The sequence below is a fragment of the Paraconexibacter sp. genome (assembly GCF_059438195.1).
The window spans coordinates 1-26,523 of record NZ_JBLKKY010000021.1; the positions used below are offsets into that span (position 1 = coordinate 1).

The 26,523-nt window shown below is 71.8% G+C and carries 23 protein-coding genes; 6 read left to right on the forward strand and 17 right to left on the reverse strand.

Annotated elements, in window-relative coordinates; all coding sequences use genetic code 11:
* From ACME2J_RS09370 to ACME2J_RS09385, 4 genes are all read left to right on the forward strand, one after another.
* Window positions 1–1,989 (forward strand): molybdopterin oxidoreductase family protein (locus tag ACME2J_RS09370; protein ID WP_495544637.1); only part of this gene is annotated, 1,989 nt, incomplete at its 5' end.
* Entirely contained in the window at window positions 1,989–3,002 is a 1,014-nt protein-coding gene (gene nuoH / locus ACME2J_RS09375; protein WP_495544638.1) for an NADH-quinone oxidoreductase subunit NuoH, read from the forward strand. The genes ACME2J_RS09370 and nuoH, both read left to right, overlap by 1 nt.
* Window positions 3,003–3,021: 19 nt before the next feature.
* Window positions 3,022–3,558: an NADH-quinone oxidoreductase subunit NuoI gene (nuoI, locus tag ACME2J_RS09380; protein ID WP_495544639.1), complete on the forward strand. Its 537-nt coding sequence runs from the start codon at window positions 3,022–3,024 to the stop codon at window positions 3,556–3,558.
* Window positions 3,555–4,010, forward strand: a complete 456-nt coding sequence (locus tag ACME2J_RS09385) for a PaaI family thioesterase (RefSeq protein ID WP_495544640.1) — start codon at window positions 3,555–3,557, stop codon at window positions 4,008–4,010. Before nuoI ends, ACME2J_RS09385 begins: the two co-directional genes overlap by 4 nt.
* A 56-nt stretch (window positions 4,011–4,066) precedes the next feature.
* On the opposite strand, the gene ACME2J_RS09390 is transcribed toward ACME2J_RS09385, so the two are convergent.
* Complete coding sequence (locus tag ACME2J_RS09390) at window positions 4,067–5,257, reverse strand: LuxR C-terminal-related transcriptional regulator (protein ID WP_495544641.1); 1,191 nt, start codon at window positions 5,255–5,257, stop codon at window positions 4,067–4,069.
* 56 nt (window positions 5,258–5,313) lie between these two features.
* Here ACME2J_RS09390 and ACME2J_RS09395 point away from each other — a divergent pair, with 56 nt between their 5' ends.
* Window positions 5,314–6,480, forward strand: a complete 1,167-nt coding sequence (locus tag ACME2J_RS09395) for a thiolase family protein (RefSeq protein WP_495544642.1) — start codon at window positions 5,314–5,316, stop codon at window positions 6,478–6,480.
* A gap of 85 nt (window positions 6,481–6,565) precedes the next feature.
* Window positions 6,566–6,988, forward strand: coding sequence for a GFA family protein (locus ACME2J_RS09400; protein WP_495544643.1), 423 nt, complete (start codon window positions 6,566–6,568; stop codon window positions 6,986–6,988).
* Window positions 6,989–7,060: 72 nt separating this feature from the next.
* Here ACME2J_RS09400 and ACME2J_RS09405 read toward each other — a convergent pair whose 3' ends face one another.
* From ACME2J_RS09405 to ACME2J_RS09480, 16 genes are all read right to left on the reverse strand, one after another.
* Window positions 7,061–7,819 (reverse strand): sulfite exporter TauE/SafE family protein, encoded by a 759-nt coding sequence (locus tag ACME2J_RS09405; protein WP_495544644.1) that lies wholly within the window; start codon window positions 7,817–7,819, stop codon window positions 7,061–7,063.
* A gap of 241 nt (window positions 7,820–8,060) precedes the next feature.
* Window positions 8,061–9,587, reverse strand: coding sequence for an aldehyde dehydrogenase family protein (locus ACME2J_RS09410; RefSeq protein ID WP_495544645.1), 1,527 nt, complete (start codon window positions 9,585–9,587; stop codon window positions 8,061–8,063).
* A 267-nt stretch (window positions 9,588–9,854) separates the two neighbouring features.
* Window positions 9,855–10,901, reverse strand: a complete 1,047-nt coding sequence (locus tag ACME2J_RS09415; protein ID WP_495544646.1) for a hypothetical protein — start codon at window positions 10,899–10,901, stop codon at window positions 9,855–9,857.
* Window positions 10,898–11,488 (reverse strand): hypothetical protein, encoded by a 591-nt coding sequence (locus tag ACME2J_RS09420; protein WP_495544647.1) that lies wholly within the window; start codon window positions 11,486–11,488, stop codon window positions 10,898–10,900. The genes ACME2J_RS09415 and ACME2J_RS09420 overlap by 4 nt, the downstream gene beginning before the upstream one ends.
* A 15-nt stretch (window positions 11,489–11,503) precedes the next feature.
* On the reverse strand, window positions 11,504–11,899 hold the full coding sequence (locus tag ACME2J_RS09425; RefSeq protein WP_495544648.1) for a hypothetical protein: 396 nt from the start codon (window positions 11,897–11,899) through the stop codon (window positions 11,504–11,506).
* Between the two features lie 50 nt (window positions 11,900–11,949).
* Complete coding sequence (locus ACME2J_RS09430) at window positions 11,950–12,807, reverse strand: DUF4386 family protein (RefSeq protein ID WP_495544649.1); 858 nt, start codon at window positions 12,805–12,807, stop codon at window positions 11,950–11,952.
* Window positions 12,804–15,290 carry an MMPL family transporter gene (locus ACME2J_RS09435; protein ID WP_495544650.1) on the reverse strand — a complete coding sequence of 829 codons (2,487 nt, stop codon included), beginning with the start codon at window positions 15,288–15,290 and terminating at the stop codon, window positions 12,804–12,806. The genes ACME2J_RS09430 and ACME2J_RS09435 overlap by 4 nt, the downstream gene beginning before the upstream one ends.
* A gap of 9 nt (window positions 15,291–15,299) precedes the next feature.
* Window positions 15,300–16,628, reverse strand: coding sequence for an MlaD family protein (locus ACME2J_RS09440; protein ID WP_495544651.1), 1,329 nt, complete (start codon window positions 16,626–16,628; stop codon window positions 15,300–15,302).
* A 3-nt stretch (window positions 16,629–16,631) separates the two neighbouring features.
* Window positions 16,632–17,903 carry an MlaD family protein gene (locus ACME2J_RS09445; protein WP_495544652.1) on the reverse strand — a complete coding sequence of 424 codons (1,272 nt, stop codon included), beginning with the start codon at window positions 17,901–17,903 and terminating at the stop codon, window positions 16,632–16,634.
* Window positions 17,900–19,423: an MlaD family protein gene (locus tag ACME2J_RS09450; RefSeq protein ID WP_495544653.1), complete on the reverse strand. Its 1,524-nt coding sequence runs from the start codon at window positions 19,421–19,423 to the stop codon at window positions 17,900–17,902. Before ACME2J_RS09450 ends, ACME2J_RS09445 begins: the two co-directional genes overlap by 4 nt.
* On the reverse strand, window positions 19,423–20,697 hold the full coding sequence (locus ACME2J_RS09455) for an MlaD family protein (protein ID WP_495544654.1): 1,275 nt from the start codon (window positions 20,695–20,697) through the stop codon (window positions 19,423–19,425). Before ACME2J_RS09455 ends, ACME2J_RS09450 begins: the two co-directional genes overlap by 1 nt.
* Window positions 20,694–22,202, reverse strand: a complete 1,509-nt coding sequence (locus tag ACME2J_RS09460; RefSeq protein ID WP_495544655.1) for an MlaD family protein — start codon at window positions 22,200–22,202, stop codon at window positions 20,694–20,696. The genes ACME2J_RS09455 and ACME2J_RS09460 overlap by 4 nt, the downstream gene beginning before the upstream one ends.
* Window positions 22,199–23,512: an MlaD family protein gene (locus ACME2J_RS09465; RefSeq protein ID WP_495544656.1), complete on the reverse strand. Its 1,314-nt coding sequence runs from the start codon at window positions 23,510–23,512 to the stop codon at window positions 22,199–22,201. Before ACME2J_RS09465 ends, ACME2J_RS09460 begins: the two co-directional genes overlap by 4 nt.
* Window positions 23,513–23,611: 99 nt before the next feature.
* Window positions 23,612–24,478, reverse strand: coding sequence for an ABC transporter permease (locus ACME2J_RS09470; RefSeq protein ID WP_495544657.1), 867 nt, complete (start codon window positions 24,476–24,478; stop codon window positions 23,612–23,614).
* A gap of 18 nt (window positions 24,479–24,496) precedes the next feature.
* Window positions 24,497–25,363 carry an MlaE family ABC transporter permease gene (locus tag ACME2J_RS09475; protein WP_495544658.1) on the reverse strand — a complete coding sequence of 289 codons (867 nt, stop codon included), beginning with the start codon at window positions 25,361–25,363 and terminating at the stop codon, window positions 24,497–24,499.
* A 222-nt stretch (window positions 25,364–25,585) separates the two neighbouring features.
* Window positions 25,586–26,512 carry an ABC transporter ATP-binding protein gene (locus ACME2J_RS09480; RefSeq protein ID WP_495544659.1) on the reverse strand — a complete coding sequence of 309 codons (927 nt, stop codon included), beginning with the start codon at window positions 26,510–26,512 and terminating at the stop codon, window positions 25,586–25,588.
* Between the last annotated feature and the right edge of the window lie 11 nt (window positions 26,513–26,523).

Below are 26,523 nucleotides of genomic sequence, written 5' to 3' on the forward strand. Positions count from 1 at the left end.
GGCTCGGTCTGCACGCTCTGCCCGGGCCAGTGCAACGTCCACTTCACCGTCCGCGACGAGCGCGTCCTCCGCGTCCTCGCGCGCCAGAACGACGACGTCGACGACGGCTGGCTCTGCGACCGCGGCCGCTTCGCCTACCAGGCGATCCACTCGCCCGAGCGGGTGACGAGCCCGATGATCCGCGACGGCGGCGTCCTGCGCCCCGTGAGCTGGGAGCGCGCGCTCGACGAGGCCGCCCGCGCCTTCGGCCGCATGCAGGGCAAGGTCGCCGGCATCGCCGGCGGCGAGACGACGAACGAGGAGGGCTTCCTCCTCCAGCGGATCGTCCGCGAGGCGCTCGAGGGCGAGGATCTCGACTCGACCGGCGGCATCGACCCGTCGCTCGTCCACGCGCTCGCCGACCCGTCGCTCCAGGCGACCGTCGCCGACCTCGAGTTCGCGCACACCGTCCTCGTCCTCGGCACGGAGCCCGTCGACGACATGGCGATCGTCGACCTCCGCATCCGCAAGGGCGTGCGCCGGCGCAAGGTGAAGCTCGCGGTCGCCTCGCAGCGCCCCTCCTCGCTCGACCCGATCGCCGCGCGCTCCGTGCGCTTCGCGCCGGGTGGCGAGGCCGCGTTCGTCCGGGCCCTCGCCGCCGCTCTCTACGGCGGCGACGTCGACGGCCCGGCCCGGGACGCCGCCGCCGACGCCGACGCCGTCCGCGCGCTCGCCGACCTCCTGCGGACGAACGGCGAGGACGTCGTCGTCCTCTACGGGCAGGACATGCTCCGCGCCGGCGGCGCGACGGCCGCCGCGGCGCTGAAGAAGATCGCCGGCGGCCTCAACCTCTCGGGCCGCGAGGGCGCCGGGCTCCTCGCCGTCCCGCGTGCCGCGAACGGCCGTGGGCTCGCCGAGGCCGGAGTCCTCCCCGGCGTCGGACCGGGCTTCGCCGCCGGCGACCGCCGCGGCCGCGGCGCACCCGAGATCGCCGAGGCGCTGCGCGCCGGGGACCTCACCGCGGTCCACCTCCTCCACGTCGACCCGCTGCGCGACTTCGACGACGCCGCGGCGTGGGACGCGGCGCTCGAGCGCGCCACCGCGGTCGTCGCCCACACGCGGTTCCTCACCGAGGGGCTCGCCGAGCACGCGACCGTCGTCTTCCCGGCCGAGAGCCACGCCGAGAAGGAGGGGACCGTCACCCATCCCGACGGCCGCCTCCAGCGCCTGCGTCCCGCGATCGGCCGTCAGGGCGAGACCCGCCCGACCTGGCAGGTTATCGACGAGCTCGGGACGCGCCTCGGCCTCGACCTCGACGTCCTCACCGGCGCGATGGCGACGCAGCAGCTCGCCGCTGCCGTCCCGTTCTACGCGGGCCTGACGCTCGACGAGATCGGCGGCAGGGGCGTCCGCTGGCAGGAGCGGGCCGCCGCGAGCGCCTTCCCCTCGCCGCCGGAGATCGCCGCGCCGGATGCCGCCACCGCCGGTGCCGCCTCGCCGAACGGCAAGCTCCGCGTCGGCTCGTTCCGCTCGATCTGGGCGAGCGCCGACGTCGCCGCGAGCCCCGCGCTGCGGTTCCTCGTCCCGACCCAGCGCGTCGAGATGTCGCCCGCCGACGCCGAGCGTCTCGGCATCGGGCACGGAGACCGCGTCGAGGTCGCGGCCGACGAGGGCTCCGTCGAGGGCGTCGTCCACCTCCGCGCCGACGGCCCCGCGGGCACCGTCTTCCTCGAGACCGGCCTCGCCGAGGACTCCGCCAACCGGCTCGGCCGGCCCGGCGGGCTCGTCGAGGTCCGCTCGCGCGCGCTCGTGAGCAGCGGCCCCGGCGCCGCGCGGGCGGCCGCCGCCGAGACACCTGAGCCCTCGGCGAGCGCGACCGTCGCGCCCGAGGACGCGCCCGACCACGAGACCGACCGCGCGACCGACGACTCGCCCGGCGGCCTCGAGGCGGCGCCCGAAGAGCAGATCACGGGCGCGCCGCCCGCGCCCGACGAGGAGGACCTCACCTGATGCTCGCTGTCGTCGGCTACTACGAGGACTGGTGGATCCAGATCCTCAAGGGCGTCGTCCTCTTCGCGCTCGCCCTCCAGCTCGTCCCGCTCGTCCTCGTCGCGGAGCGCAAGCTCCTCGGTCGATTCCAGAACCGCTACGGACCGAACCGCGTCGGCCCCTTCGGGCTCCTGCAGCCGCTCGCCGACATCATCAAGCTCGCGACGAAGGAGCAGTTCCGCCCGTCGACGTCGATCGGCTGGCTGTACATCCTCGCGCCGGCGATCTCGATCATCACCGCGGTCGGCGCCTTCGCCGTCATCCCGTTCGGGAACACCGTCGACATCTTCGGCACGCAGGTCGGCCTCTACGGCGTCGACCTCGACATCGGCGTCCTCTACCTCTTCGCCCTCGGTGGCGTCGCCTTCTACGGCGTCATGCTCGGCGGCTGGGCCTCGGGCTCGAAGTACTCGTTCCTCGGCTCGATGCGCGCGGCCGCGCAGCTCATCTCGTACGAGCTCGCGCAGGGCCTCGCCCTCGTCGGCGTCATCCTCATGGCGGGGACGCTCTCGTTCACCGAGATCGTCGAGGCGCAGGACGACATGTGGCACGTCTTGCCGCAGTTCGTCGGCTTCCTCATCTTCATGGTCGCGAGCTTCGCGGAGACGAACCGCGCGCCGTTCGACCTCATCGAGGCGGACGCCGAGCTCGTCGGCGGCTACAACACCGAGTACGGCGGGGCCCGCTTCGCCTCGTACTTCTTCGCCGAGTACCTCGAGATCCTCGTCGTGTCGGGCGTCATGGTGACGGCCTACCTCGGCGGCTGGATGCTCCCCTTCGGCATCGATCCGCCGACGTGGGTCGACCCATTCGTCGTGCTCGGCAAGATGTCGCTCTTCGTCATCTTCTTCGTCTGGATCCGCGCGACGCTGCCGCGCCTGCGCTACGACCAGCTCATGAACTTCGGCTGGAAGGTCCTCCTTCCGATCGCGACGATCAACGCGATCGTCACCGCGATCATCGTCGCCGTCTGACCGAAAGGCTCACCGCACCATGGCCAGGTGGAATCCCCAGGACGACGTCGTCACCGTGCAGCGCGGCCCCGAGCCGGGCGGCGCGGGCGGCGCCTACCGCATCTTCGGCGAGACGCTCCGCGGTCTCAAGACGACGTTCTCGCGCGTCGTCGAGGGCGTGACGACGATCCACTACCCCGAGGAGAAGGTGCCCGTCTACCCGCGCTTCCGCGGCCGGCACCGCCTCCACCGCTTCGAGGACACGGGCCTCGAGAAGTGCGTCGGCTGCTCGCTGTGCGCGGCTGCGTGCCCCGCGGACTGCATCCGCGTCGTCGCCGCCGAGAACACCCCCGAGAACCGCGTCTCCGCGGGCGAGCGCTACGCGGCGGTCTACGAGATCAACCTCTCGCGCTGCATCTTCTGCGGCTACTGCGAGGTCGCGTGCCCGTTCGACGCGATCACGATGGGCCACGACTACGAGATGAGCGACTACAACCGGTCGGACCTCATCTTCACGAAGGAGATGCTCCTCGCCGAGCCCTTCGAGCGCACGCCGCTGCGCACCGACGGCGAGTGAGCACGCCGCTCCACGACGCGCCGCCGCCGGGGGCGCGTCGCATCACGACGCACAACCCCCGGTGCTTCGCCTGCTCGCCGGTCGAGGCGGGCGGCATGGGGGCGCGGCTCTACGCCGTCGGCGACGACGCTCTCGTCCTCGACTGGACGCCGGCGGGGGCGCCGGAGGGCTGGCCGGGGCACCTGCACGGCGGCGTCCTCGCGACGCTCTTCGACGAGGCGCTCGGCACGCTCGTCACCGATGTCCTCGCCTACCCCTCCGTGACCGGGACGCTCACGACGGCCTTCCGGGCGCCGGCGCCGAGCGACGCGCCCGTGCGCGTGACGGCCCGCCTCACCGAGGTCGACGGCCGCAAGGTCCAGGTCGCCGGTGAGGCGACGATCGGCGGTCACCTCGTCGCCGAGGCGACCGGGATGTGGATCGTCCTCCGCGAGGACGACCCGCGCCGCTGACCCATCCTCCCTGACGAGACCCACGCTGAGGGTGAGTGTCGTCAGGCGGGGGTGGCTCAGAAGCTGCCGTTCCCCGACCGCGCCGAGAGGCGGAGGTACTTCGACACCGCCTCGGCCCGGTTCGCGGCGCGGAGCTTGCGGAGGATGTGCTTGACGTGCGTCTTCACCGTGCCCTCGGAGATGACGAGGCGCACGCCGATCGACGCGTTCGTCTCCCCGGCGGCGAGGAGCGCGAGGACCTCCCGCTCGCGGGCGGTGAGGAGGGTCTTCAGCCGGTGGTCGGCGGCGCTGTCGAGCAGCACCGGCGCGGAGCGGCCCACCGGCGCGGGCTCCTCGCGGCCCGCGATCCTCACCTCGCTCTCGCGGATCTCGCCGAGCACGGTCTCGAGCGAGGCGGTCATCGCGCGGACCTGGTCGCCCTGCGCCTTGAGGCGCTCCGCGAGCACCGTCCGCTCGAAGGCGTACCCGAAGCCCTCGGCGAACGCGAAGAGGAGGTCGCGGTCCCACTCGTCGGGGTGGCGCTGCTGCACGTAGTAGTCGGCGTGGAAGAAGCCGATGACCCTGCCCTCGGGCATGATCGGCGCCGCGACGTAGGAGCGGCTGTCCGAGGACTTCGCGATCGGCTGGTGGACGTACTCGCTGTTCTGGACGTCGCGGACGAGCATCGGCGCTCGGCGCCGGGCCATCTCCGACTCGAGGATGAGGTGGTCGAGGGGCTGCGGCGCCGCCTGACCGGCCTCGAGGATCTGCTTGGCCCACGCGTCGTCGCCCTCGACGTGGACCATCACCGGGACCCACACCGAGTCCTCGACGCGCGAGATGAACGCGCGGTCGAAGCCGAGCGCCTGGCAGAGCTCCGCGGGCGCCCGGCGGAGCATGTCGTCGACGGAGCCGATGCCGCGAAGGCGCGCAAGGCCACGCTGCATGCGCGCCATCGCGTCCGAGCGCTGCGCGATGCGGTGCTCCCGCAGGTCGCCGCTCGCGTCCCGGAGATCGACGATGAGGTCGGCGAGCTCGGTCGCGCGTGACGCGTCGATGACGCCGGCGGCGAGCTCGTCGCGCACGATGCCGCTGAGCCCGTCGACGACGGCGATCGCGGCCTCGATCTCGCGCGGGGAGCGGACGGTCTCGTCGCCGTGCTCGGGAAGCGCCGTCGCGGCTCGCCCGACGATCGCCGCGACCCGCTCCCGCAGGTCGCCATCCGTGATCTGCGGGCTCTTCGCGACCCAGTTGTCGAGTGTCGGCACGCCCTCTCCCCTCGGGGTGGAGTCTAGACCGCCGGGCATCGACTAGCGTCCGGTTCGTGAGCACGAACGCGGAGGCCGTCGTCGTCGAAGCGGTCCGCACGCCCATCGGACGCGGACACCCGGAGAAGGGCGTCTACCGCGACGTCCACCCGAACGCGCTCCTCGGCGAGTGCTACCGCGGGCTCCTCGAGCGCACGGGCGTCGACCCGTGGACGGTCGACGACGTCGTCGTCGGGTGCGCCCAGCAGGTCGGCGAGCAGTCGCTCAACGTCGCGCGCAACGCATGGCTGCAGGCGGGCCTGCCCGTGACCGTGCCGGCGACCTCCCTCGACATCGCGTGCGGCTCGGGCCAGCAGGCCGTCAACCACGCGGCCGCGCTCATCGCCGCCGGTGCATGCGACATCGTCATCGCCGGGGGCGTCGAGCACATGGGACGCGTCTCGTTCGGCGCCGCCGCGGAGATGCGCGACGCGTACGGGACCCCCCGCCCCCAGGACCTCCTCGACCGCCACCCGCTGCGCAGCCAGGGGCTCGCGGCCGAGGATCTGGCGCTCCGCTACGGGGTCCCCCGGGCCGACCTCGACGCGATCGCCGCCGCGTCGCACCGCCGCGCCGCGAAGGCGTCCGCCGGTGGCGCCTTCGACCGCGAGACGGTGTCGGTGATGACGCCGGACGGCGAGGTGACCGCCGATCAGGGCATCCGCCCCGAGACGACCCCCGAGGCTCTGGCGGGGCTGCGCCCCGTCTTCGCGGAGGGCGGGGTCATCACCGCCGGGAACTCGAGCCAGATCTCCGACGGCGCCGCCGCCGTCCTCCTCATGAGCCGGGACCGCGCCGACGCGCTCGGCCTCGACGCGCGCGCGCGGATCCAGGCGCACTGCACCGTCGGCGTCGACCCGGTCGAGATGCTCACCGGCCCGATCCCGGCGACGCGCAAGCTCCTGCGGCAGACGGGGATGTCGATCGCCGAGGTGGACGCGATCGAGATCAACGAGGCGTTCGCCTCCGTCGTCGCCGCGTGGGCCGCCGAGCTCGAGCCGGACATGTCGCGGGTCAATCAGCGGGGCGGCGCGATCGCGCTCGGCCATCCGCTCGGCGCGAGCGGCGCCCGTCTCGTGACGACGCTGCTGCACAGCATGGAGGACACGGGCGCCGAGACCGGCCTCGTCACGATGTGCTGCGCGGGCGGCCTCGGGACGGGGACGATGCTCTGGCGGCTCTGAGCCGCTCGCTCCGGGGGTGGGTCTTTCTCCCCCCTCGGGCAGAGACGTGTTGCGCGCGGCGGGCGCGGTCGAGGAGGGTAGGCCGATGAGCGACACACCGATCTCCGGCCACTGCCTCTGCGGGTCGATCCGCTACTCCGCGGACGCGGATCCCGCCGCGACAGCGATCTGCCACTGCGACGACTGCCAGCGCCAGAGCGGCGCGCCGTTCTCGCTCAACATCGTCATCGACGGCTCGTCGCTGAACATCGAGGGCGACACCCTCGCGACGTTCGAGACCGTCGGCACCGACACGGGCGAGACGCGTGAGCGGAAGTTCTGCTCGAAGTGCGGCTCCCCGATCCTCACGACGCTGCGCGAGATGGGCGACATGGTCGCGATCAAGGCCGGCACCCTCGACGACCGCTCGTGGATCGCGCCGGAGATGGAGGTGTGGTGCGAGCGCTCGCAGCCGTGGATCAAGTCCGGCGAGGAGCGCGGCGAGTTCCCTCGCGGCCTCGAGACCTGACCACCTCCCCGTGAGTGTGGATCCACCTGGCGCAGCGCCGGGTAGATCCACACTCACGGCGGGTGGGGCGGGTCAGAGGACGACCTGGACGATCGCGGCGAGGCCGACGATCACGACGATGACGCGCAGGGTCGTCGGCGAGAGGCGGCGGCCGATCCGCGCGCCGATGACGCCGCCCGCCGCCGCGCCCACGGCGATGACCGCCGCCGCCTCGTAGGCGACGTCGGCGGCGACCACGAACACGAGCGCCGAGACGCCGTTCGCCGTCCCCGCGAGGAGGTTGCGCAGCGCGTTGACCCGCTGGAGGTCGTCGGGCAGCGACGTCCCGAGGAGGGCGAAGAGCATGACGCCCTGCGCGGCGCCGAAGTAGCCGCCGTAGACGCCGGTGGCGCCGATCGACGCCCGAAGCCGCAGGCTCGGCCGATCGGCCGGACCGCGCGCCGCGCGGCGCGCCACGACGCGCTCTCGGATGCGCGGCTGCAGGACGACGAGGACGAGCGCGCCGGCGATGAGGAACGGGACGACGATGCGGAACGCCGCGGCCGGCAGCGTGAGGAGGAGGACGGCGCCGACGACCGCCCCGGCCGCCGACATCGCGGCGAGCCGCAGCGCGTGGGGCCAGTGCCCGCGCAGCTCGCGACGGTAGCCGTGGACCGCCGTCGCGGAGCCCGGCACGAGACCCAGGCCGTTCGTCACGTTCGCGACCACCGGCGGGTAGCCGACCGCGAGGAGCATCGGGAAGGTGACGAGCGTCCCCGAGCCGATGACGGCGTTGATCGTCCCGGCGCACGTGCCGGCGGCGAGGAGCGCGATCGCCTCGAGGAGCGTCATCGAGACGCGGACCCTCAGAGTCCCTCAAGAAGAGAGAACGCCCGCAGGCGGCCGTCTCGCGGCGCCGGATCGGCGCGGGTCCATCCAACCGATGCCACCAGCATCGATCGGATGGATCCGCTCCGCCCTGCATCCACGATCCGGACGCCTGCGGACGCACTCTTCATTCTGTGAGGGACTCTACGCACGACGGGCGGGCCGCGAGGCCCGCCCGTCGGGACGACTCAGGTGTCGACGGCTCCTACTCCTCGCCCGGGGGCGTCGAGAGGAGGATGTCGAAGATGTGCCGCTCGAGCTTCGTGGTGAGGTCGACGTGCATGTGCTTCGTCTCGGTGTACTCGTCGAGGGCGCCCTCGCCGAGCTCGCGGCCCGCGCCCGACTGCTTGTAGCCGCCGAAGGGGAGGGCAGGGTCGACCTGGTGCCAGTTGTTGATCCAGATCGTGCCCGCGCGGAGCTTGTTGCCGAGCTCGACGGCGTTCTCGTAGTCCGTCGACCAGACGCCGGCGGTGAGGCCGTAGTCCGTGTCGTTGGCGATCGCGAGCGCCTCCTCCTCGGTCGAGTACTTGATGACGACCATCACCGGGCCGAAGATCTCCTCACGGGCGATCTGCATGTCGTTCGTGACGTCCGTGAAGATCGTCGGCTCGATCCACCAGCCCTTCTCGAACTCCGGGCCCTCGGGCGTGCCGCCGCCGAGCGCGACCGTCGCGCCTGCCGCCTTCGCCGCCTCCATGTAGTCGACGATGCGGTCGCGCTGACGCTCGGAGACGACCGGCCCCATGTCGGTGTCGAAGTCCGACGGGTCGCCGAGCTGGATCGTCTTCGCTCGCGCGACGAGACGCTCCACGAACTCGTCGTGGATCGACTCGTGGACGAGGATCCGCGTGCTCGACTCGCAGATCTGACCGCTGTAGAGCATGCATCCGAAGAGGCAGCCGTCCGGCGTGATGTCCATGTCGGCGTCCGGCAGGACGACCGTCGGCGCCTTGCCGCCGAGCTCGAGCGTCACCTTCTTCACCGTGCCGGAGGCGAGACGCATGATCTCGCGGCCGACCGCGGTCGAGCCGGTGAACGCGACCTTGTCGACGTCCGGATGCGAAGCGAGCCGGGCGCCGACCTCCTTGCCGTCACCGGAGACGAGGTTGAAGACGCCGGGCGGCACGCCGCACTCGTGCGCGACCTGCGCGAGCTTGAGGAGCGAGAGCGGGGTCTTCTCGTCGACCTTGACGACGATCGAGTTGCCGGCGGCGAGCGCGGGGCCGATCTTCCAGATGCCGAGGACGAGCGGGAAGTTCCACGGGACGATCGCCGCGCAGACGCCGATCGGCTCCCGGCGGACGCGGTTCATCGACATCGTCGGGTACGCGACGGTCGGGACGTCCTTCTCGAACTCGTAGGCCGCCGCCTGCTCGGCGAAGTAGAGGAAGTGGCCGGACGCGAGGCCGCAGTGGAAGCCGATCGCCTGGCGGATCGTCGCGCCGTTGCAGGAGATCTCCGCCTCGACGAAGTCGTCGAGGTCCGTGGCGATGCGCTCGGAGATCGCCTTCATGATCTCGGCGCGCTCCTCCTGGGGCTTGTTCGCCCACACGCCCGACTCGAACGCCCTGCGCGCCGACTCGACGGCCCGGTCCGCGTGCTCGACCGTGCCCTTCGCCATCGTGCAGACCGGCTCGTCGGTCGCGGGATGACGAATCTCGTACACGTCCTCCGAATCGACGTCCTGGCCGTCGATGAACATCTGGTGGTGCGTCACGCCAACTGTCGCCACGGGTCTCTCTCCTCTCGCTGAGATCGGTCGCCGAAGGCTATGCCGACCCGCCGACCCGGGCATCGTCCCTTGGGGTGATCATCCACCCCCGGGAGGGGTGCCAGCCCGGCCGCGACGACGCATGGTCGCCCCGGCCGGGCCGACGGATGGGAGGTCGATCGGGTCAGGCCGATCGTGGGTGCGTCGCGGAGCATCGTCCCGGCCTGCCGCCGGACCGACCACACCCCGCGGGGGGAGATCCGTCCCCTCTTCGGGCGGGCGTGGTGCTCAGGCGTAGCCGAGCGCCTGGTAGCGCCAGTGATCGATGAGCGCGCCGGTCTGCTCGACGAGCGTCGCGAGCCGCTCCACCTGCGCGTCCTCGAGCGGGGCCCGTCGCGCCGCCGCCGCGATCTGGGCGATGTCGGAGCGCTGGTCGATGACCTCCTCGAGCTTCGCGCGCACCGAGCCGGCGAGGACCACGCCGGCGAGCTCCCCGAGGAGGAGCTCGAAGGCGGCGCCGAAGCCGACGGCGGCCGCGCGCGGGCGGCCCTGCTCGAGATCGAGGACCGCCCGCAGGAGGAGCTCCTCGGCCTCGAGGGTCTGCGCCTGCTCGGTGAGCACCGATCCCATCGCCTGCACCGGCATGACGCGGGCGTCCCGCGAGATCCGCATGGGCGGCGGCGGAGGCACCGCGACGGCCTCCTCCCACTTGCCTCCGACGAGGACGTCGGCGGGTCCGTAGCCGATGCGGATCGCCCGCGGATCGAGCGAGGCGATCTCGTTGACGTAGGGGTCGGCGGCGCAGAGCCGGTAGGCGGCGATCGCCCGGTTGAGGATGACGAGGGCCGCGCCGACCCACTGGTCGCGCTGCTCCGGCGAGCCCTGGACGGAGTCGTAGAAGCGCCGCGTCGTCGCCGGGTCCGGCAGGAGGCGCGTGCCGAAGACGATCGTGGCCAGCGTGACCGCGAGCTCCCGCGGCGCCTCCCCCTCCGCGACGGAGGGCGCGCCCTTGCGCCCGAAGAGGCCCGACCGCGGGGGAGGCGCCCCGACGGTCCGGATGACGAGAACGTCGGCGGTCCCGAGGAGCTCGGCGTCGACCTCGTAGCCCGTCCGCGCCGGCCCCGCCGCGGGGTTCGCCGCGACGGTCGCGGGTGCCGCCCCGGGCTCGGCCGACGGCCCGGCGGCCTCGGGCACGAGCCCGTCGAGCTCGTCGAGGACGCTGCCCCCGTCCGCCGTCTCCGCCTCGTGCGCCGGCAGCGGGTTGACGAGATAGCGCCCCGGCGGCGGGCCGAGCGACGAGGTGACCTCGAACTGGACGAAGGGGAAGCGGTTCATGCCGTGCCGTCCCGCAGCCGCCGTCGCGACCGCTTGTAGATGGATCCGAGCTGCCACGCGACGACGCCGAACACGACCGCGTCTGCGGCGACGAGCGCCGGGCTGCTCCCCGCGCCGTCGGGGCCGACGAAGGCGACGAGCGCGTGGAAGCCGACGGTGGTGAGGAGCGAGAGGAAGAGGACGTGCGACTTGTAGCCGCGGAAGTGCTCGCGCGCAGCGAACTCGAACGCGCCGATGCCGATGACGACGAGGCTCGCGAGGATCGCGAACTCGCCGTCCTCCGGGCCTCGAGCGATCCCGATGACGAGCCCGACGATGCCGACGAGCATGAGGACCTCGCTGATCGGCAGGGGCCCCCAGAGGCCGGGCGGCCGCTCGGGCCGCCCCGCACGGCGCTGATCCTTCGGGATCGACTTCGAGGGTCGCTCGCCCGCGACCTTCCACGACTCGGTGATCCGCCCCCAGAACGTCGTCGCGGGCGTGCGGAGATCCGACTCCCGCGCGCCCGGCGGGCGCGCGCTCGCCCGCGGCGGCAGGGGCCTGTCCGCCGACGCGGTCCCACCGCGCTTCCGACTGCGCTTCCCCACTCGTCCCTCCGTCCGTCAGCCCGAGATGACCTGCTGGAGGCGCCGTCGCAGGCGCTCGAAGAGCCCGACGACCTCGGGCTCTGGCGTTCCGTCGTCGTCGAACCGCTCGCTCATCCTGCCGACGAGCCGCTCGTGCAGATCGGCCTGGAGCTGCAGCAGCTCGTCGCGGACGAACTCGAGCTGCTCCGTCGTGAGCACCGCCGGGCCGCGTTGCGCGAGCCTCGGGAGCTCCTCGTAGGGGCAGTTGTCGACGATGAACTGGGCGATCTCGGTCTCGAGGGCCTCGATCTGGCGCTTGAGCTCACCGCGCATCGGCCCCTCGTCCGAGGCGACCGGCTCGATGTCCGGCGGAATCGGCGGGACGCCGCCGGTGCCCGTCGCGCCCCCGCCCTGGTCGGTCGTACGGATCATCACGTCCTCCTCTCCACCCTAGTCACGTTCCCCGGTCGCGATCGGATCACTCACAGCGATCCCTGCTCCCTCCGCGCCCGCCGGGCCCGGCCCTCGCGCGCGTCCACCTCGTCCCACCCGACGGCGCGGCCCTCCTCCCATGCGGGCGGCCGCCCACCCGGCCACCAGCCGAGGGCGAGGATCGCGACGCTGCCGAGCCAGCCGATGAAGAGGAACGGCCCGACCGGGAAGCTGATCGCCGTCGCGAGACCGGCGCCGATGCCGAAGATGCCGAGGAAGCGCGTGAGGAGGCCGGTCCGCATCGCCTCGAGCGAGGCGAGCGAGACCCAGACGCCGCTGAGGAACGCGGTGAGGAGCGAGCCGATGTTGATCCAGCGCAGCGTGCCGCCGTCGCGGGCGTCGTCGAGGAGCGACTCGGCGCGCTCCAGCGACCGCTCACCCGAGGCGAGGTACTCGCGGCCGATGTCCCGCACCTCGAGGAAGCCGAGGAGGAGGAAGGCCGCCGCTCCGATGAGCGCGACGACGCCGAGCCGGGGGATCCACGCGCTGGTGAACGGATTGCGGTTCTTCGTCACCCGATAGAGGAAGACGACGATCGCGATGGCGAGGACGAGGCTCGCGCAGCGCAGGAGGATCGCGATGAGCTGACCGTCGCCGCTCGAGCCGACGTCGATGAGCTGCGTGCGGTCGTCGCTGTCGCCGACGCGCTCGGGAAGGTCGCTCGCCTCCACCGGGAAGGCGATGAACGTGAGGAGGATCGAGATGATGCCGATCGCGCCCGCGATGAGCCCCTGCCGGCGCTCGCGCGCCATCTCCTCGTGGGAGAGCTGAGGCGCTGGAGTCGCCGCCGGCTCGTCGGCGGGCTGGCTGCCCGGCTCCTCGCCGGGGACCTGGAGACGCGGGCTCATGAGCTGGGGGTTCCTCCGGCGGTGCTGAGGGCGTGACCGCTCGCGCCCGCGGCGGGCGGCTCGGTCACCGGGTCGGGCCCGCTCGAGCCGCGCGGCGGGCGCGGCGTCGTCGCGCGCGCGAGGTCGCGACGCTCGGAGAGGGCGGGGACGACGAGAAGCGCGGCGAGGAGGCAGAGCGCGAGCTCGAGGGCGACGAGCCACCCGAGCTGGCTGAGGAGCGGGAGCCGGCTCGCGACGAGGACGGCGAACCCGGCGGCGACGGTGCCGGCCGACAGCGCGACCGCGCCGCCGATCTCGCGCGTCGACTCCTCCCGTGCGCGCGATGGGCTGCGCCCCGCCGCACGTGCCTCCCGGTACCGCATGTCGAGAAGCATGCCGAACTCGAGCCCGACCGCAAGCACGAGCGGCTCGAGCGCCGCCCCGAGCGGGGAGAGGTCGAGACCGACGGCGACGAGGACGAGCGCCGCGAGCCCGGCGGCGAGGAGCGCGGGAGCGAGGACGATCGCCACCCGCGTGACGTCCCGCCACGCGGCGAAGAGGATGAGCGCGACGAGGAGGGCGGCGAGGAGGAGAAGGTCGGGCCGCGCCCCCTCGAGGTCCTCGGCGCTCGTCGTCGCCGCCGCGACGAGGCCCGCGGTCGTCACCTCGACGCCGTCGGGCGCCCCCCGCATCGCGTCGCGGATGTCCGCGACGATCTCCGCCTGCTCGGCGACCGGCACGAGCGGGATCCCGTAGCTCAGCTCGGCGACGCTGCGGTCACGCGTCACCACGGCGTCGACGAAGTACTGCGGGAGGAGCGCGAGGATGCCGTCGACGCCCTCGCGCGTGATGACGGGGCTCGTGCCCCCGCCCGTGACGAGCTCGGGGAGGTTCGGGCCCGGGCGCAGGTCGGGCTGGGCCTCCAGCACGCGGTCCCCCGCCCGGCCCATCCAGCGGACGACCTCCGGGGCGGTGACGTCCCGCGCCTCGATCGCGACGCGGACCTGCCCGCTCGTCCCGAGGGCCTCCTGGACGGTCTCGGTCGCCTCGAGCTCGTCCATGCCCGCCGGCGACAGCGACGCGATGTCGGTCTCGAGCTTCGTCTCGCCGCTCACCGCGAGGCCGCCGACGGCGAGGCCGGCGGCGACGGCGAGCGCCGCCGGCCGCAGCCGCAGCCGGGAGAACGGAGCACGCCGCCCGAGGGCGATCGGCGCCACCGGCCCGCGGTCGAGGGCGACGAGGAGCGCCGGGCCGGCGAGCAGGGTCATCGCGAGCGACGAGAGCGTGCCGACGGCGAGGAACACGCCGAGCCGGTCGAGGAGGGGCACCGCGGAGAGCACGAGGACGAGGAACGCGATCGTCATCGCCCCCGCGGCGAGCGCGAGCGTCGGGCCGACGGCCGCGCGGGCCGCCGAGGCCGCCTCCACCGGCTCACGGCCGCGTGACCGCTCGTTCCAGTAGCGCGCCTGGAGCTGCACCGCGAAGTCGAGTCCGAGCCCGAGGACGACCGGGAGGGCGGCGACCGTCGACACGGAGAGCCCGAGCCCGAGCGGCCAGCTGAGGCCGGCCGCGATGACGGTGCCGCCGAGCGCGAGCGCCAGCGAGACGAAGCGACCGCGTCGCCGTCGCAGGACGACGACGAGCAGGATGAGCATCGCGATGATCGCGACCGGCGCGATGCGGAGGATCTCCTCGCGCGTCTCGCGCTCGAGGCCCGCCGCGATGAGGGGGAAGCCGGCGACCTCGGTCTCGACGTCCTGCAGCCCGCTCTCGGCGACGAGGTCCTCGATGCGCTCGCCGAGGTCGAGGACCGCGTCGGCGTCGATGCCCGGATCGGGGCGGACGAGGATGACGGTGTGCTCCGCGTCGGGGAACAGCCACTGGAAGCGCTGCTTCGGCTCGACCCCCGGCCCGAACACGAGCGTGCGGACGAACGACGTGTTCGAGAGGGCCGGGAGCCCGACCGCGCCGACCCGGACGAGGAGCTCCTGGTACTGCTGGGCCTGCTCGCCGAGCGCCTCCTGACGCGCCTGCTCGGCGGCCTCGTCGGCCGCCCGTGCGCTGGCGCCCCGCTCGATCGCGCGCGCGCGAGCCGCCTGCGCGGCGGCGGTCGCCCTCTCGCCGACGGCGCCCAGCTCGCGCTTCACGACCTCCTCGGCCTGCAGGATCGTCTGGTTGACGAACGTGCCCGGCCCGTAGACGGAGCGCACGCCGTCGAGCTGGGCGATCTCGCCCTCGAGCCGCAGGGACGCGACGAGGTTCGCCGGCGCGAGCGTGAGCGCGAGGTCGCCCTCGAGGCTCACGGCGATCGGCTCCTCGCCGAACCGCTCCTCGAGGACGGCGCTCGCCTCGCCGATCTCGGAGCCGTCGGCGACGAGCAGGTCGGGCGCGGGCGTCGGCGACAACCTGCTCGCCGCGAACGCGGCGAGCAGGAGGACGAGGCCGGCCGCCCACAGCGTGCGGCCGACCTCCCCCGTCGGAAGGCGGAGGCGCGGCCGTGTCACGCGGTGAGCCTACTTGTCAGCTTCGACGCGAGTGTAGGTCCCGTCGAAGTCCTGCGGATCGGCGACCGCGCCGGGCTTCGGGTAGGAGTTCTGCTTGTTGGTGTAGATCTCCTGGAAGCCGCCTGCCTCGACGAGCGCCTTGAGCACATCGGCCTGCGTCTGCGACAGCATCGTGAACTGGTCGGGGCCGACCATCGCGAACACCCGGCCGCGTGCGCCCGTCGCATCCCGCGAGCTCGGGAGCGAGCCGATGTTCGAGAAGAACGCCCCGAACTCCGCGCTGTACGGCTTGAGGTACTCGACCGCCGGGTTCACCTGACGGAGGACCGCGTCGAGCGGACGCACGAGCTCGCGCAGCGTCTCGGCGGCGGGCTTCAGCTCGGTGAGGAGCGGGTCGACCCGGTCGAGGAACGGCTCGAGCTCGGCGAAGAGCGTCCGGCCGTCCCGCGCCGCGGGCCCGAGGTCCCGGATCGCGGGGGTGAGGTTGCGTGAGGCGACCTTCAGGTCGCGGACGACGGGCGTCGCGCGGCCCGAGAAACTCGCGAGCACGTTCACGCTCTCCTCCGCCTTGTCGAGCGTCGGAGCGAGCTCGTCGAAGAGCTCGACGATCTTCTCGTCGCGATCGGCCGCGACCTCGGCGGTCCGCTTCGCGTCGACGACGAGGTTGCGGAAGGCGGCCGTGCGCTCACCGAAGGCCTCGAGGACCTCGCCGGTGTTCTCGAGGACCGCGGCGACCTGCCGGCGCTGCGGCTCGAGCGTCCGCATGAGGCGCCCGCCGCTCGCGACGGTCGGCTTCATCGCGCCGAACGTCTCGTTGAGATCGCCGGCGTGGCCGTCGAGGCCGTTGCCGATGCCGCGCATGTTGCGGCGGATCTCGGCGCGCGTGTCCTCGTCGACGCTCGAGAGGATGCGCTCGAGCGGCACGGACTCGACGTTCGCCTCGACGGGGAGGGTCGAGCCGTCCGGGAGATCGCCGCTCGACGGCGTACCCGGGTCGAGCTCGAGGTAGGACTCGCCGACGAGGGTCTTCGTGCGGACCTTCACCGTCGCGTCCCGGTACATGAACGCGTGGTCCTCGTCCTCGAGCTCGAAGAGCACCTCGCCGATGCCGCCGACGGGCTCGACCGTCTTCACGCGGCCGATCTTCACGCCGTCCTTCCGCACGTCCGCGTTCGGGACGATGTTGAAGGTGTCGGGGACCATCGCCTTGCCGCCGTACGGCTCGCTGAAGCGGATCCGGCCACCGGCGAGCTGGAACAGGTAGAGGAACGTGAGGAGGCACACGAGCCCGAAGAGGACGAGCCCGATGACCTTCCCGCGGAGATGTTCGACGCGCATTCCCTAGCCTCCGATGTTGTCCGTGCAGCTCGGCAGTCGGTGCGCGGTCGGACCCGGGATCTGGAGGTCCTTCCCAACGCTCGCGCTGTCGAGGTCGACCGTCATCTCCGCCCGCGGGAACGCGCCGTTCGAGTCCTCGAACTTCGTGACCGACATCGTGTTCGAGAAGAACCTCGTGATCTCCTCGATGCACGTGACCGTCTCGCTCGTCACCGTGTCGAGCGCGGGCGCCACCTCACCGGTGAGCCGCGCGAACGAGTTGTCGAGCGCCACCGAGGTCGGCGACAGCTCCTTCGCCATCGACCGCAGATCGGTGACCGCCGGCCGCAGCGCGGTGAGCGCCGGGGTCGCGTCCTTGCCGAAGGTCTCCAGGCCCTTGAGGCCCTCCTCAAGCTCCTGCGTCACGGGCTCGAGGCTCGCGAGCGCGGGGTCGAGGTCGTCCGAGAGCCCCCGCAGGCTCGTGAACGAGCTCCGCATGACCGGGAGGAGATCGGAGATCCCCTGGAAGGTCGCCGCGAGCTGGTCGTCGTTCGCCGCGAGGACGCCGAGGCTCTTGTTGCCCTCGGTGACGAAGCGGTTGATGTCCCGGTCGCGCTCGGCGAGCGCGGCGGCGACGTTGCCGAAGTTGTGCACGAGGCGACGGACGTTGCGCTCGCGCTTCGCGAGCACCTCGGTCGCGTCCTCGGCCACCTCGAGGAACGGCGCGATCTCCGTGAAGGCACGTGCGAGCCGCTCTCCGCCGTCGTCGCCGAGCCCCTTGCCGAGCTCGGTGAGGAGGATCGACATCCGCGTCCGCGTGTCCTCGTTGAACTGGGCGAGGACCCGCGAGATGTCGACCGGCGAGATCGTGTTCTCCGCCTTGATGATGTCGTCCTTCGTCGCGACGCCGGCCGACGCGTCACCGCGGTCGGTGATGTTCACGTAGAGGTCCTGCAGCGGCGTCACCGGACGGATCCGCATCTTCGCGTTCTTGAAGACGTCCCCGTACTTGTCCTCGATCTTCATCGTGAGGACGGCGCGGTTGCCCGGCTCGAGGTCGGCCTTGGAGACGACGCCGACCTTCACCCCGTTGATGCGGACCTGGTGGCCGCCGGGGAAGATGCCCTTGACGTCGTCGAACTCGGCCCGGACCTCGTTGTAGCCCTGCCAGGGGCGCTCGAACGTGAGGTTCCGGAAGATGCCCGCGAACGCGATCACGCCGAGCGTGATGAGGACGAGCAGGATGATGAACGGCCGCAGGGAGCGGCGGACCTCGAGGAGGAGGCGGGAGTTCACAGCAGACCTCCGACGACGTCGACGACGTCCTTGACGATGTCATCGACCCCGGAGAGCGGTGCCGACGACGTGTTCCCGGTCCCGCCGGCCGACGGCGCCGAGCCGCCCTTCGCCGACGAGCCGCCCTTCTTCGACCCGCTCGGGGTCGCCTTCCGGCTCTTCGAGCCGCCCGACGTGCTCTTGCCGCTCGAGTCCGAGCCCATCGGCAGTCCGAACGCGACGCCGAGGACCCTCTTGAGGTCCGAGCAGTCGATCTCGGTCGAGCCGTTGAGGAAGTCGGTCGTGCACGGGAACATCACGGACTGCTCACCGCCGGCGATCGGCTGGAACCGCTGGGTGTGCCCGTTGACGTCGAAGAGCGACGCGCTCGAGTTGACCGACGCGATCGTCGGCCCGACCTCGGCGAACTCCTTGAGGTTCGTCTCCGGGTCCACGCGGTTGAGGCGCGGGATGAGAGTGGAGTTGGAGCGCTTGACCGTCGGGTCGAGGCCCTTGATGAGGCCCGTGCCCTTCGTGCTCGCGCTCCCGAGGCGGCGGACCGCCGGCCGGAGGTCCTCGAGCAGCGGCTCGGCCTTGTCGAGGAGCGGCTCGAGCTCGCGGAGCGCCGGCCGCAGCGCGACCGATGCGTCGTCGAGCTCGCGGGCTCCAGGCCGGAGGCCCTCGGCGATCGGATCGAGCTCGTCGAGCGTCGTCCGCACGCGCGCCATCGTCGTGCGCGTCTCGTCGAGCGTCGCGGGCGCCTGCTGGAGCGTCTGGCCGATCGCCGCACGCTTCGCAGCGGTGACGGCGAGCGTCTCGTTCGCGTTGCCGACGACCTGGCCGAGCTGCACCTCGTTGCGCGCGAGCGCGCCCATGAGGCGGCTCCCGTCGCGGACGAGGTCGGTGAGATCGCCGCTCTCGATGCCGCGGAGGCCCTCGAGGCCGGGACCGATCTGCTCCATCGCGGGCCCGAGGTTGTCGACGGTCTCGCCGGCCCCCGAGTCGGCGGCGAAGCCGGTCTCGAACTCGCGGAGCATCGACCGGATGCCCGCGCGGCTCGGCGCGTCGACCGCGGCGAGGACCTCGTCGGCCTCCACCTGGGTCGTCGTGCGGTCGATCGGGATCGTCGTGTCCCCGAGCTCCTGGGGGTCGGACCCCGGCGTCAGCTCGACGTAGAAGGCGAAGCCGAGGAGCGTCCGCCAGTAGATGTCGGCGCGGGCGTCGCGACGCAGGTCGAGGTCGTCCTCATCGACGCGCATCGTCACGACGACGCCGCGACCGCCCGGTCGGCGCTCGACCTTCTCGACCTGCCCGACCTCGACGCCGCGCACGCGGACCGGCGTCTTCGAGGTGACGTTCGCCGCTGTCTCGAACTCCGCCGTGATCGTCTCCCCGCCCTTCGGCCAGAAGGGGACGGTGCCGCCCATGTACATGAAGGCGACGATCGCGGCGCCCACGAGGAGGGCGATCGTGCCGTTGCGGATCGGCCTGGGCCGCTCCTGGCCCGGGATGTGCTCGAACCGCGAGAGGAAGCCCTTCATCAGTCGTCCTCCTGAGGGCCGCCCGCCGCGCAGGGCGCCGGGTACGCGTTTTCGGGGATGTTCGTGCCCAGCGCCTTCGTCTGCTGGCCGTAGACCGACTCGGGCCCGGGCGTCACGACGTTGAAGCGCAGCGTGCCGCCGGCTGCGTTGCCGGTGCTGAGCATGCTCGTCCAGTTGCGGCCGAACTGGATGAAGTCGCAGCCGTGCGCACCGAGCTCGGTGACGAGCGGGAGCGCGTTCGCGAGCGTCGAGTCGAGCTGCGGGAGGACGGGCCGGACGATCCGCAGGAGCTGGAGCGTCGGGTCGACCGCCTGCTGCGCGATCTTCAGCGTCTCGTTCGCGTCACGCAGTCCGGGGCGCGCCTCATCGAGGAGCGCGGCCGTCTGCCTCAGCGACGCGGGCGACGCGCGGAGCGCCGGCCGGGACTCCTTCGCGAGGCCCTCCAGCTCGCCGACGAAGGCGGTGACGCTGGGGAGCCGGGAGGACGCCGTGCGCAGCGCCGAGGGCGCCGAGTCGAGCGCCCGCTGGACCGCGTCGTCCGCGAACGGCCGCAGCGCCTCCGCTTCCGGCGCGAAACCGTCGCGGATCGCGTCGCGGACCGGATCGGCCGCCGTCGCCGCCGTCGCGCCGCCGCGGATGAGGCTCGCGGTGGCGCCCTCGCGATCGGCGATCGCCCCGAGCACCGTGTCCGTGTCCTCGAGGAACTGCGGACCGGTCGCGAGCGTCTCGTTGAGGTCCTCGCCGCGGCCGGCGAACCCGCCGCCGAGGCCTCGGAGGAACTTCCGCGTGTTCACCTGGGTCTCGGCGTCGAACGTCCCGAGGACCGCGTCGAGCGGAAGCGTCGACGTCGTGTTCTCGGCGCTGATGCGGCCCCCCTCGGGGATCGGCTGCGTCGAATCGCCGGGCTTGAGGTCGATGTACCGGACGCCGACCGCCGAGCGGGGGCGCACCTCGGCGCGGGTGTCGGCCGGGAGCGGCTCGTGAGCGGGGTCGAGCTGGAGGTCGACGATGCCCTTGCCGTCCTCGACCCGCGGGTCGAGGACCTGGCCGATGATCTTCCCGCCGAGACGCACCTGCGCGTGGTTGGCGATGTTGTCGGCGTAGTCGAACTCCGCCTCGACGTTGTAGTAGCCGCGGCCCGGGATGTTGTTCGGCGCGTTGAAGCCGATCGCGACGAGTCCGATCGCCGCCGCGAGCCCGAAGAGGCCGAGGCCGACCATGAACCCGCGCCCGCGCTGATGCGCGGCCGGGCGCTCTGTGAATCGTGTTCTCATGGGCCGAGGAGGTAGTTGAAGAGCTTCGTCGCGTCGCTGGCGCTGCCGCCACCGCCGGACCGGTTGCCGGAGAGGGTCTTGCCGAGGCCCTTCTCGAGGGGATCGGTGAGACCCTTCTGGAGGCCGTTCGTGAGCCCGCCGACCGCGTCCTCGACGGACTTGCCGACGTCGGCGAGACCCTTCTGGAGGCTGTCGGTGAGCGGCTTGACGGAGTCCTTCGGCTTCGGAGCCTTGTCCGCTTCGCGGGTCGCCGGCGCGGGCGCCGGGGCCGGAGCGGGCTCCGGGTTCGACTCGGTGCCCTCGCCGCCGCGCGAGCCCTTCTCGTCGAAGATCTCGATGTCGGCGAACTGGTCGAGCGCCCGGGTGACGAACTCCTCGTCGGCCGACAGCCGCAGGCGGAAGTGATGCCCGAAGCCGTCGGAGCCGTCGGTCACTCCCGTCCACCCGTCGACGAAGCCGAGGAAGTCCTTCCAGCCTCGGCGCTCGTCGAGCGTGTTGAGGAACGGCGTGGCGTCGGAGGTGAAGGCCGCCAGTCGGTCGGCCGTCGGGCGGAGCTCACCGAGGATCGGCGTGCTCTGCTTGCCGAGCTTGCGCAGGGTCGGCGCGACTTCCGTCGCCGTCTCCAGCGTCGCCTTCGCGTCCTTGGCGAACTGCGGCGTGCGCTCGAGCGTCTGCGCGAGCGACGGCGCGGTGGCCTGGAGGTCCTTCGCGGCCGGGCGGAGCTCGTCGCTCGCGCCCTGGAGGCGGACGAGCGTCGAGCGCAGCTGCGACAGCGCCGACGGGGCGCTCCGCAGCGTGCCGCCGAGCTCCTCGCGCTTCTGCGCGACGTTCTCGAGGGCATCGGCGGCGCTCTCGACGAGCTCGCCGAGGTCGTCGTCCTTGTCCTCGACCGCCGCCACGACGCGGTCGCCGCGCACGATCGCCTCCTCGAGGCGCTCGTTCTCGTCCGCGACCTCCTGGACGACCTCCTGCGCGGCGTCGATCGCCGGCGGGAGCTCCTCGAGGACCGCGTTGAAGTCCGCCCCGCGTCCGGCCATCGAGAGGCCGGCCTCGTTGATGAGGATCCGCATCGCCCCGCGTGTGTCGGGGTCGAGGATGTTGAGGGCGTCGTCGAGCTCGATCGGGATGTCGGTCTGCTCCTTCTCGATGACCGCGCCCTCGGGCAGCGGCGCCGAGAGGTCGCCCGGGTCGAGGTCGATGAACTTCTCGCCGAGGAGGTTGACCGGGCGGACCTTCGCGGTCGCGCCCTTGCCGATCGGCGCCGCCCCCTCGTCGAGCGAGAGCTCGAGGACGGCGTTGTCCTCGCCGTCGAGCGAGATGTCGGAGACCTTGCCGGCGGGGACGCCGCCGATCTTGACGTTGTAGTTGTTGAGGATGCCGCCGGCGTCGTCGAACTTCGCGTAGACCTTGTAGCTGTCGTCGTCGCTCACCTGTCCGGCGATGACGACGGCAGCCACGACGGCCGCGGCGAGCCCGAGGAGGGCGGGAACGTACCTTGCGATCATTCGTCCGTCGGGTCCTTGGTGGGATCGAGGCCGTCCTGCGTGATGCCGCACTCCGGGAGGAACCACGGCTGGCCGGCGTTGTAGCCGGGCGGACGCACGAGCGCGTAGCCCTGGCCGAGCGGCGTGAGCGTGTCCGAGTCCATGACGCTGTTGGGCATGCTGGTCGGCGACGTCGTGCCGGCGTTGCCCCAGATGCGGCCGATGTGGCCCTTGCTGTCGTAGTGCGTCGACCACGCCGCCCACGTCGAGATGAGGCCGGCGATCTCGGGCGCGTACGGCCGGATGCAGTTGAGCATCGGCGCGTACTCGGCGAGAGCCGGGCCGGCCTCCTTCGAGAACGGCTGGGCGTCCTTGAGGAAGGTCGTCACCGCCGGGGCGGCCTTGCGCGTCGTGCGGAAGGTCGTCACGGCGTCCGGCACCGTGTCACGCAGCGACGCGAGCGCGGGACGGAGGTCCTTGCTCAGCGCGCTGAGCTCCTTCGCCCCGGGCTTGAGGTCCTGCATGAGCCCGTCGAGGGTGCCGACGGAGTCGTCGAGGCGGGCGAGCGTCGTCCGCGTCTCCTGGACCGCGGGGGCGAACTTGTCGAGCGACTGCTCGATGCCCCGCGTGTTCGCCGCGAACTCGTCGAAGGTGGCGGAGGCGCCGCCGATGAGGCTCGAGATCTCGCCGCGCCGGGCGCCGAGGGTCCGCATGGCCCGGTTCGAGTTGATGACGAACGCGCGCAGCGCCTGGTCGTCGCGGGCGAGGTCGTCGGCGAAGCCGCCGACCGCGGAGAGGCCGTCGGCGCTCTCCTGCACCGCCTCGCTCAGCTCCTTCTCGCGATCCCCGAAGGTCTCGCCGGTCGCCGCGAGGGTGTCCTGGAGGTTCGAGCGCGTCTCGGTGTCGAGCGTGTCGAAGACCTGGTCGAACTCCGTCGGCTCGACGGTGTCCTTGGTCGGGATGATCCCGCCGTCCGGGATCTCCGGCGCCTCGGGGTCACCGGGCTCGAGCTCGACGATGCGCGTGCCGTTGCCGATCGTCGTCCCGAACCGGAGGACCGCCTTCGTGCCCCGCGTGAGCGGCCACACCTCGTCGTCCTCGATGCCGAGGGTGACCACGGCCTGGCCGTCGACGTTCTCGACCTTCTTGATCTTGCCGGCGTCGAGGCCGTCGACGCGGACGTCGAGCCCCGAGTAGAGGCTCACCCCCTCGTCGAAGACGGCCTTCACCTCGTTCTCCTGGGTACGGGTGCCGTAGATCCAGAGGCAGAGGATCGCGAAGCCGACGAGACCCACCACGATCCACGGGCGGTCGACGAGCGTCGACCCCACTCGCCGCAGCGGTCCTTGCTTCTCATCCTGCCCCGGGTCGAGATCGACCCGGGGCGCGTTTCCGATCGCCATTGCTGGTGTGACCCTTCGTCTCTCTCCCTAGCCGCCGACCGGGGCATTCGGTGCCGCGCCCCAGAACAGCATGGTCATGCCGGCCCCCAACACGTGCACGAGCACGAGGTTGAGGATCATCGACTTCGCGGTCGCGGTCCCCACCCCGACCGGTCCGCCATTCGCCTTGAAGCCGTAGAACATCCCCAGCATCACGATGACGGTGCCGGTGACGAAGATCTTCAGGAACGAGTAGAAGATGTCGATGGGTGTGGTGAACGTCCAGTGGACGTTCTCCCAGCCGCCCTGCGAGACCTCACCGATCTGCACGATGAGGATGAGGTAGTTGCCGACGTAGTGGAACGCCGTCGCGAGGATGAAGATGAACGGGAAGACGAGCCACGCGGCGACGAGACGCGTCGCGACGACGTAGCGCATCGGGTTGATGCCCATCGACTCCATCGCGTCGATCTCGTCCTGGATCCGCATGGACCCGATCTCCGCGGCGAGGCCGCACCCCACCTTCGCGGAGAGGATGTAGCCCCACATGTAGGGGATCATCTCCCGCACCGCGCAGTACGAGGTGAACACGCCGGAGTAGACGGTCGCGCCGTAGCCGCGGAGGACGTAGTTGGCCTCCGTGCCGCAGACGACGCCCATCATGAAGACCATGAAGCAGATGATCGCCGCGGATCCCGTGATGAGGATCGAGGACTGACGGAGGATCTCCGCCGAGTACTTCCACACCCCGCGGAGCTCCATGAAGGTCCGTCCGAAGAACGTCCCGATCTCGGCGAGCTCCGAGAGGACGTTGCGCACCGGCGTCGCGAAGCCGGTCGCGACGCGCGAGCCGGTCGTCGGACGAGGGGCGAGGTCACCGCGCAGTCGCGGGGCCCTGGTCGCTGAAGCTTCCATGACTCTCTCTCCTCTCCCCTAGTGGAGGTTGCCGGTCTCGGGGTACGCGGCGAGGAGCAGCGCGGTGAACAGGAAGTTGAACACCCAGATCCCCGCGAACGCGATGACGACGGCCTGGTTGACCGCGCGGCCGACGCCCTCGGCGCCGCCCTTCACGTTCATGCCCTTGTAGCAGCAGGCGATCGCGATGATGAACCCGAAGCCCGTCGTCTTCAGCACGGAGCCGAGGAGGTCGGGGAGGGTGAAGTTCGAGGTGAACGTCGCGATGTAGCCCGCCGTCGTCTCCTCCCACACCACGACCGTCGCGATCCAGCCGCCGAGCACGCCGAAGACGAGCGCGACGATGTTCATGAGCGGCGTGATGATCCCGAGCGCGAGGAAGCGCGGGGTGACGATCGTGCGGATCGGGTCGAGGCCGAGGACGGCGAGGGCGTCGAGCTCCTCGCGGACCTTCCGGGCGCCGAGGTCGGCGCAGATCGCCGTGCCGGCGACGCCCGCGATGACCATGCCGTTGATCCAGCCGGCGAACTCGCGGATCGACGCCATGACGAAGAACGCGCCCTCGCGATCGACGGTGCCGAAGATCTGCGTGAGGTTCGCGGCCTGGAGGCCGGGGGCGCCGAAGCCGAAGGCGACGGTCGAGAGGATCATCGGGATGAGGCAGCGGCGGAGGATGTTCCACGACTCCTCGACGAACTCCTCCTTCCAGCTGTAAGGCGGCGTGAACGTCGCCACGACGGCCTTGCCGGTGAGGAGCATCATCCCGGCGATCTGCTCGAGGATGCCGATCGGGGCGTCCGTGAGCGCGCGAGCACCGCTCCGCCGCGGCGTCTTGGGGGGCGCACTGACGGGCGGTGCGACCGTTCTGTTGGCGACTGTCGCCATTGACGTGTCTCTCTCCTTCGACCTGCTTCGTGGAATGGGTCGGGGAGAGACCGGTGGCGGCCAGCCCGCTCCCCTCGGGCTTGAACGACTTTGCCTGAACTGCACTCCCCCGGCCAATCATCCGGGGGGGGAGAACAGATCCCCCCCCTGGGGGAGAATGCCCCTCCGCGCGCCCAGGATCGCCGTGCGATCCGTGCCCCGCGCGGGGGAGCGGGCCCTTTCCTACTCCATGCCGAGCGGCCCGTCGAGGCGCCGGTTCAGGAACTGCTGCACGAACGGGTTCTCGGAGTTGAACATGCCCTCCGCCTCCCCCGCCTGGACGATCTTGCCCTTCCACAGCACCGCGAAGTACTCGCCCGCGAGACGCGCCGACTCGATGTCGTGCGTGATGACGATGTACGTGCCGCCGTGCTGCTCGTGCATCTGCGTGATGAGCTCGCAGAGGAGCGCGGTGCGGACCGGGTCGAGGCCGGAGTCCGGCTCGTCGAACATGACGATCTCCGGCTCGAGGACGAGCGCGCGGGCGAAGCCGGCGCGCTTGCGCATGCCGCCCGAGAGCTCGTTCGGAAGACGGCCGCCTGCGTGCGTGAGGCCGACGTCGGAGAGGCGCGCGTTGACGATCTCCGCGATCTCGTCCTCACCGAGGTCGGTGTGCTGGCGCAGCGGGAACGCGACGTTGTCGTAGACCGACATCGACCCGAAGAGCGCGCCGTCCTGGAAGAGGATGCCGAACTTCTTGCGCACCTCGAGGAGGCGCGACATCGTCATCTTGCTCAGCGACTCCCCGTGGACGAGGACATCCCCCTGGTCGGGGAAGAGCAGGCCGATGATGTGCTTGATGAGCACCGACTTGCCCGTGCCGGACGGGCCGAGCACGACGGTGACCATGCCCTCCGGGATGCCGAGGTCGAGCCCCTGGAGGATCTTCGCGCGCCCGAAGGCCTTCTTCACCCCACGCGTCTCGATCGACCAGAACTCGCCCGGCTCGCGCTCCTCGAGCTGGACGGCGCCCTCGTGCAGCGCGTGCTCGTCGGCGTGCTCGGCCGCCTTGTCGAGCAGCGTCGCGCTTTTGGGATCGAGCTGCTTCCCGCCTTCGAACTGGGCATCCAGCGCGGATGACGTGCCATTGCCGCCGAACCCTCGAGCCATTGAGTCCTCCT

Coding starts and splice junctions, on each gene's coding strand:
- nuoH (WP_495544638.1), top strand. CDS start 1,989: ATGCTCGCTGTCGTCGGCTACTACGAGGACTGGTGGATCCAGATCCTC.
- nuoI (WP_495544639.1), top strand. CDS start 3,022: ATGGCCAGGTGGAATCCCCAGGACGACGTCGTCACCGTGCAGCGCGGC.
- ACME2J_RS09400 (WP_495544643.1), top strand. CDS start 6,566: ATGAGCGACACACCGATCTCCGGCCACTGCCTCTGCGGGTCGATCCGC.
- ACME2J_RS09405 (WP_495544644.1), bottom strand. CDS start 7,819: ATGACGCTCCTCGAGGCGATCGCGCTCCTCGCCGCCGGCACGTGCGCC.
- ACME2J_RS09415 (WP_495544646.1), bottom strand. CDS start 10,901: ATGAACCGCTTCCCCTTCGTCCAGTTCGAGGTCACCTCGTCGCTCGGC.
- ACME2J_RS09425 (WP_495544648.1), bottom strand. CDS start 11,899: ATGATCCGTACGACCGACCAGGGCGGGGGCGCGACGGGCACCGGCGGC.
- ACME2J_RS09430 (WP_495544649.1), bottom strand. CDS start 12,807: ATGAGCCCGCGTCTCCAGGTCCCCGGCGAGGAGCCGGGCAGCCAGCCC.
- ACME2J_RS09440 (WP_495544651.1), bottom strand. CDS start 16,628: ATGCGCGTCGAACATCTCCGCGGGAAGGTCATCGGGCTCGTCCTCTTC.
- ACME2J_RS09450 (WP_495544653.1), bottom strand. CDS start 19,423: ATGAAGGGCTTCCTCTCGCGGTTCGAGCACATCCCGGGCCAGGAGCGG.
- ACME2J_RS09455 (WP_495544654.1), bottom strand. CDS start 20,697: ATGAGAACACGATTCACAGAGCGCCCGGCCGCGCATCAGCGCGGGCGC.
- ACME2J_RS09460 (WP_495544655.1), bottom strand. CDS start 22,202: ATGATCGCAAGGTACGTTCCCGCCCTCCTCGGGCTCGCCGCGGCCGTC.
- ACME2J_RS09470 (WP_495544657.1), bottom strand. CDS start 24,478: ATGGAAGCTTCAGCGACCAGGGCCCCGCGACTGCGCGGTGACCTCGCC.
- ACME2J_RS09475 (WP_495544658.1), bottom strand. CDS start 25,363: ATGGCGACAGTCGCCAACAGAACGGTCGCACCGCCCGTCAGTGCGCCC.
- ACME2J_RS09480 (WP_495544659.1), bottom strand. CDS start 26,512: ATGGCTCGAGGGTTCGGCGGCAATGGCACGTCATCCGCGCTGGATGCC.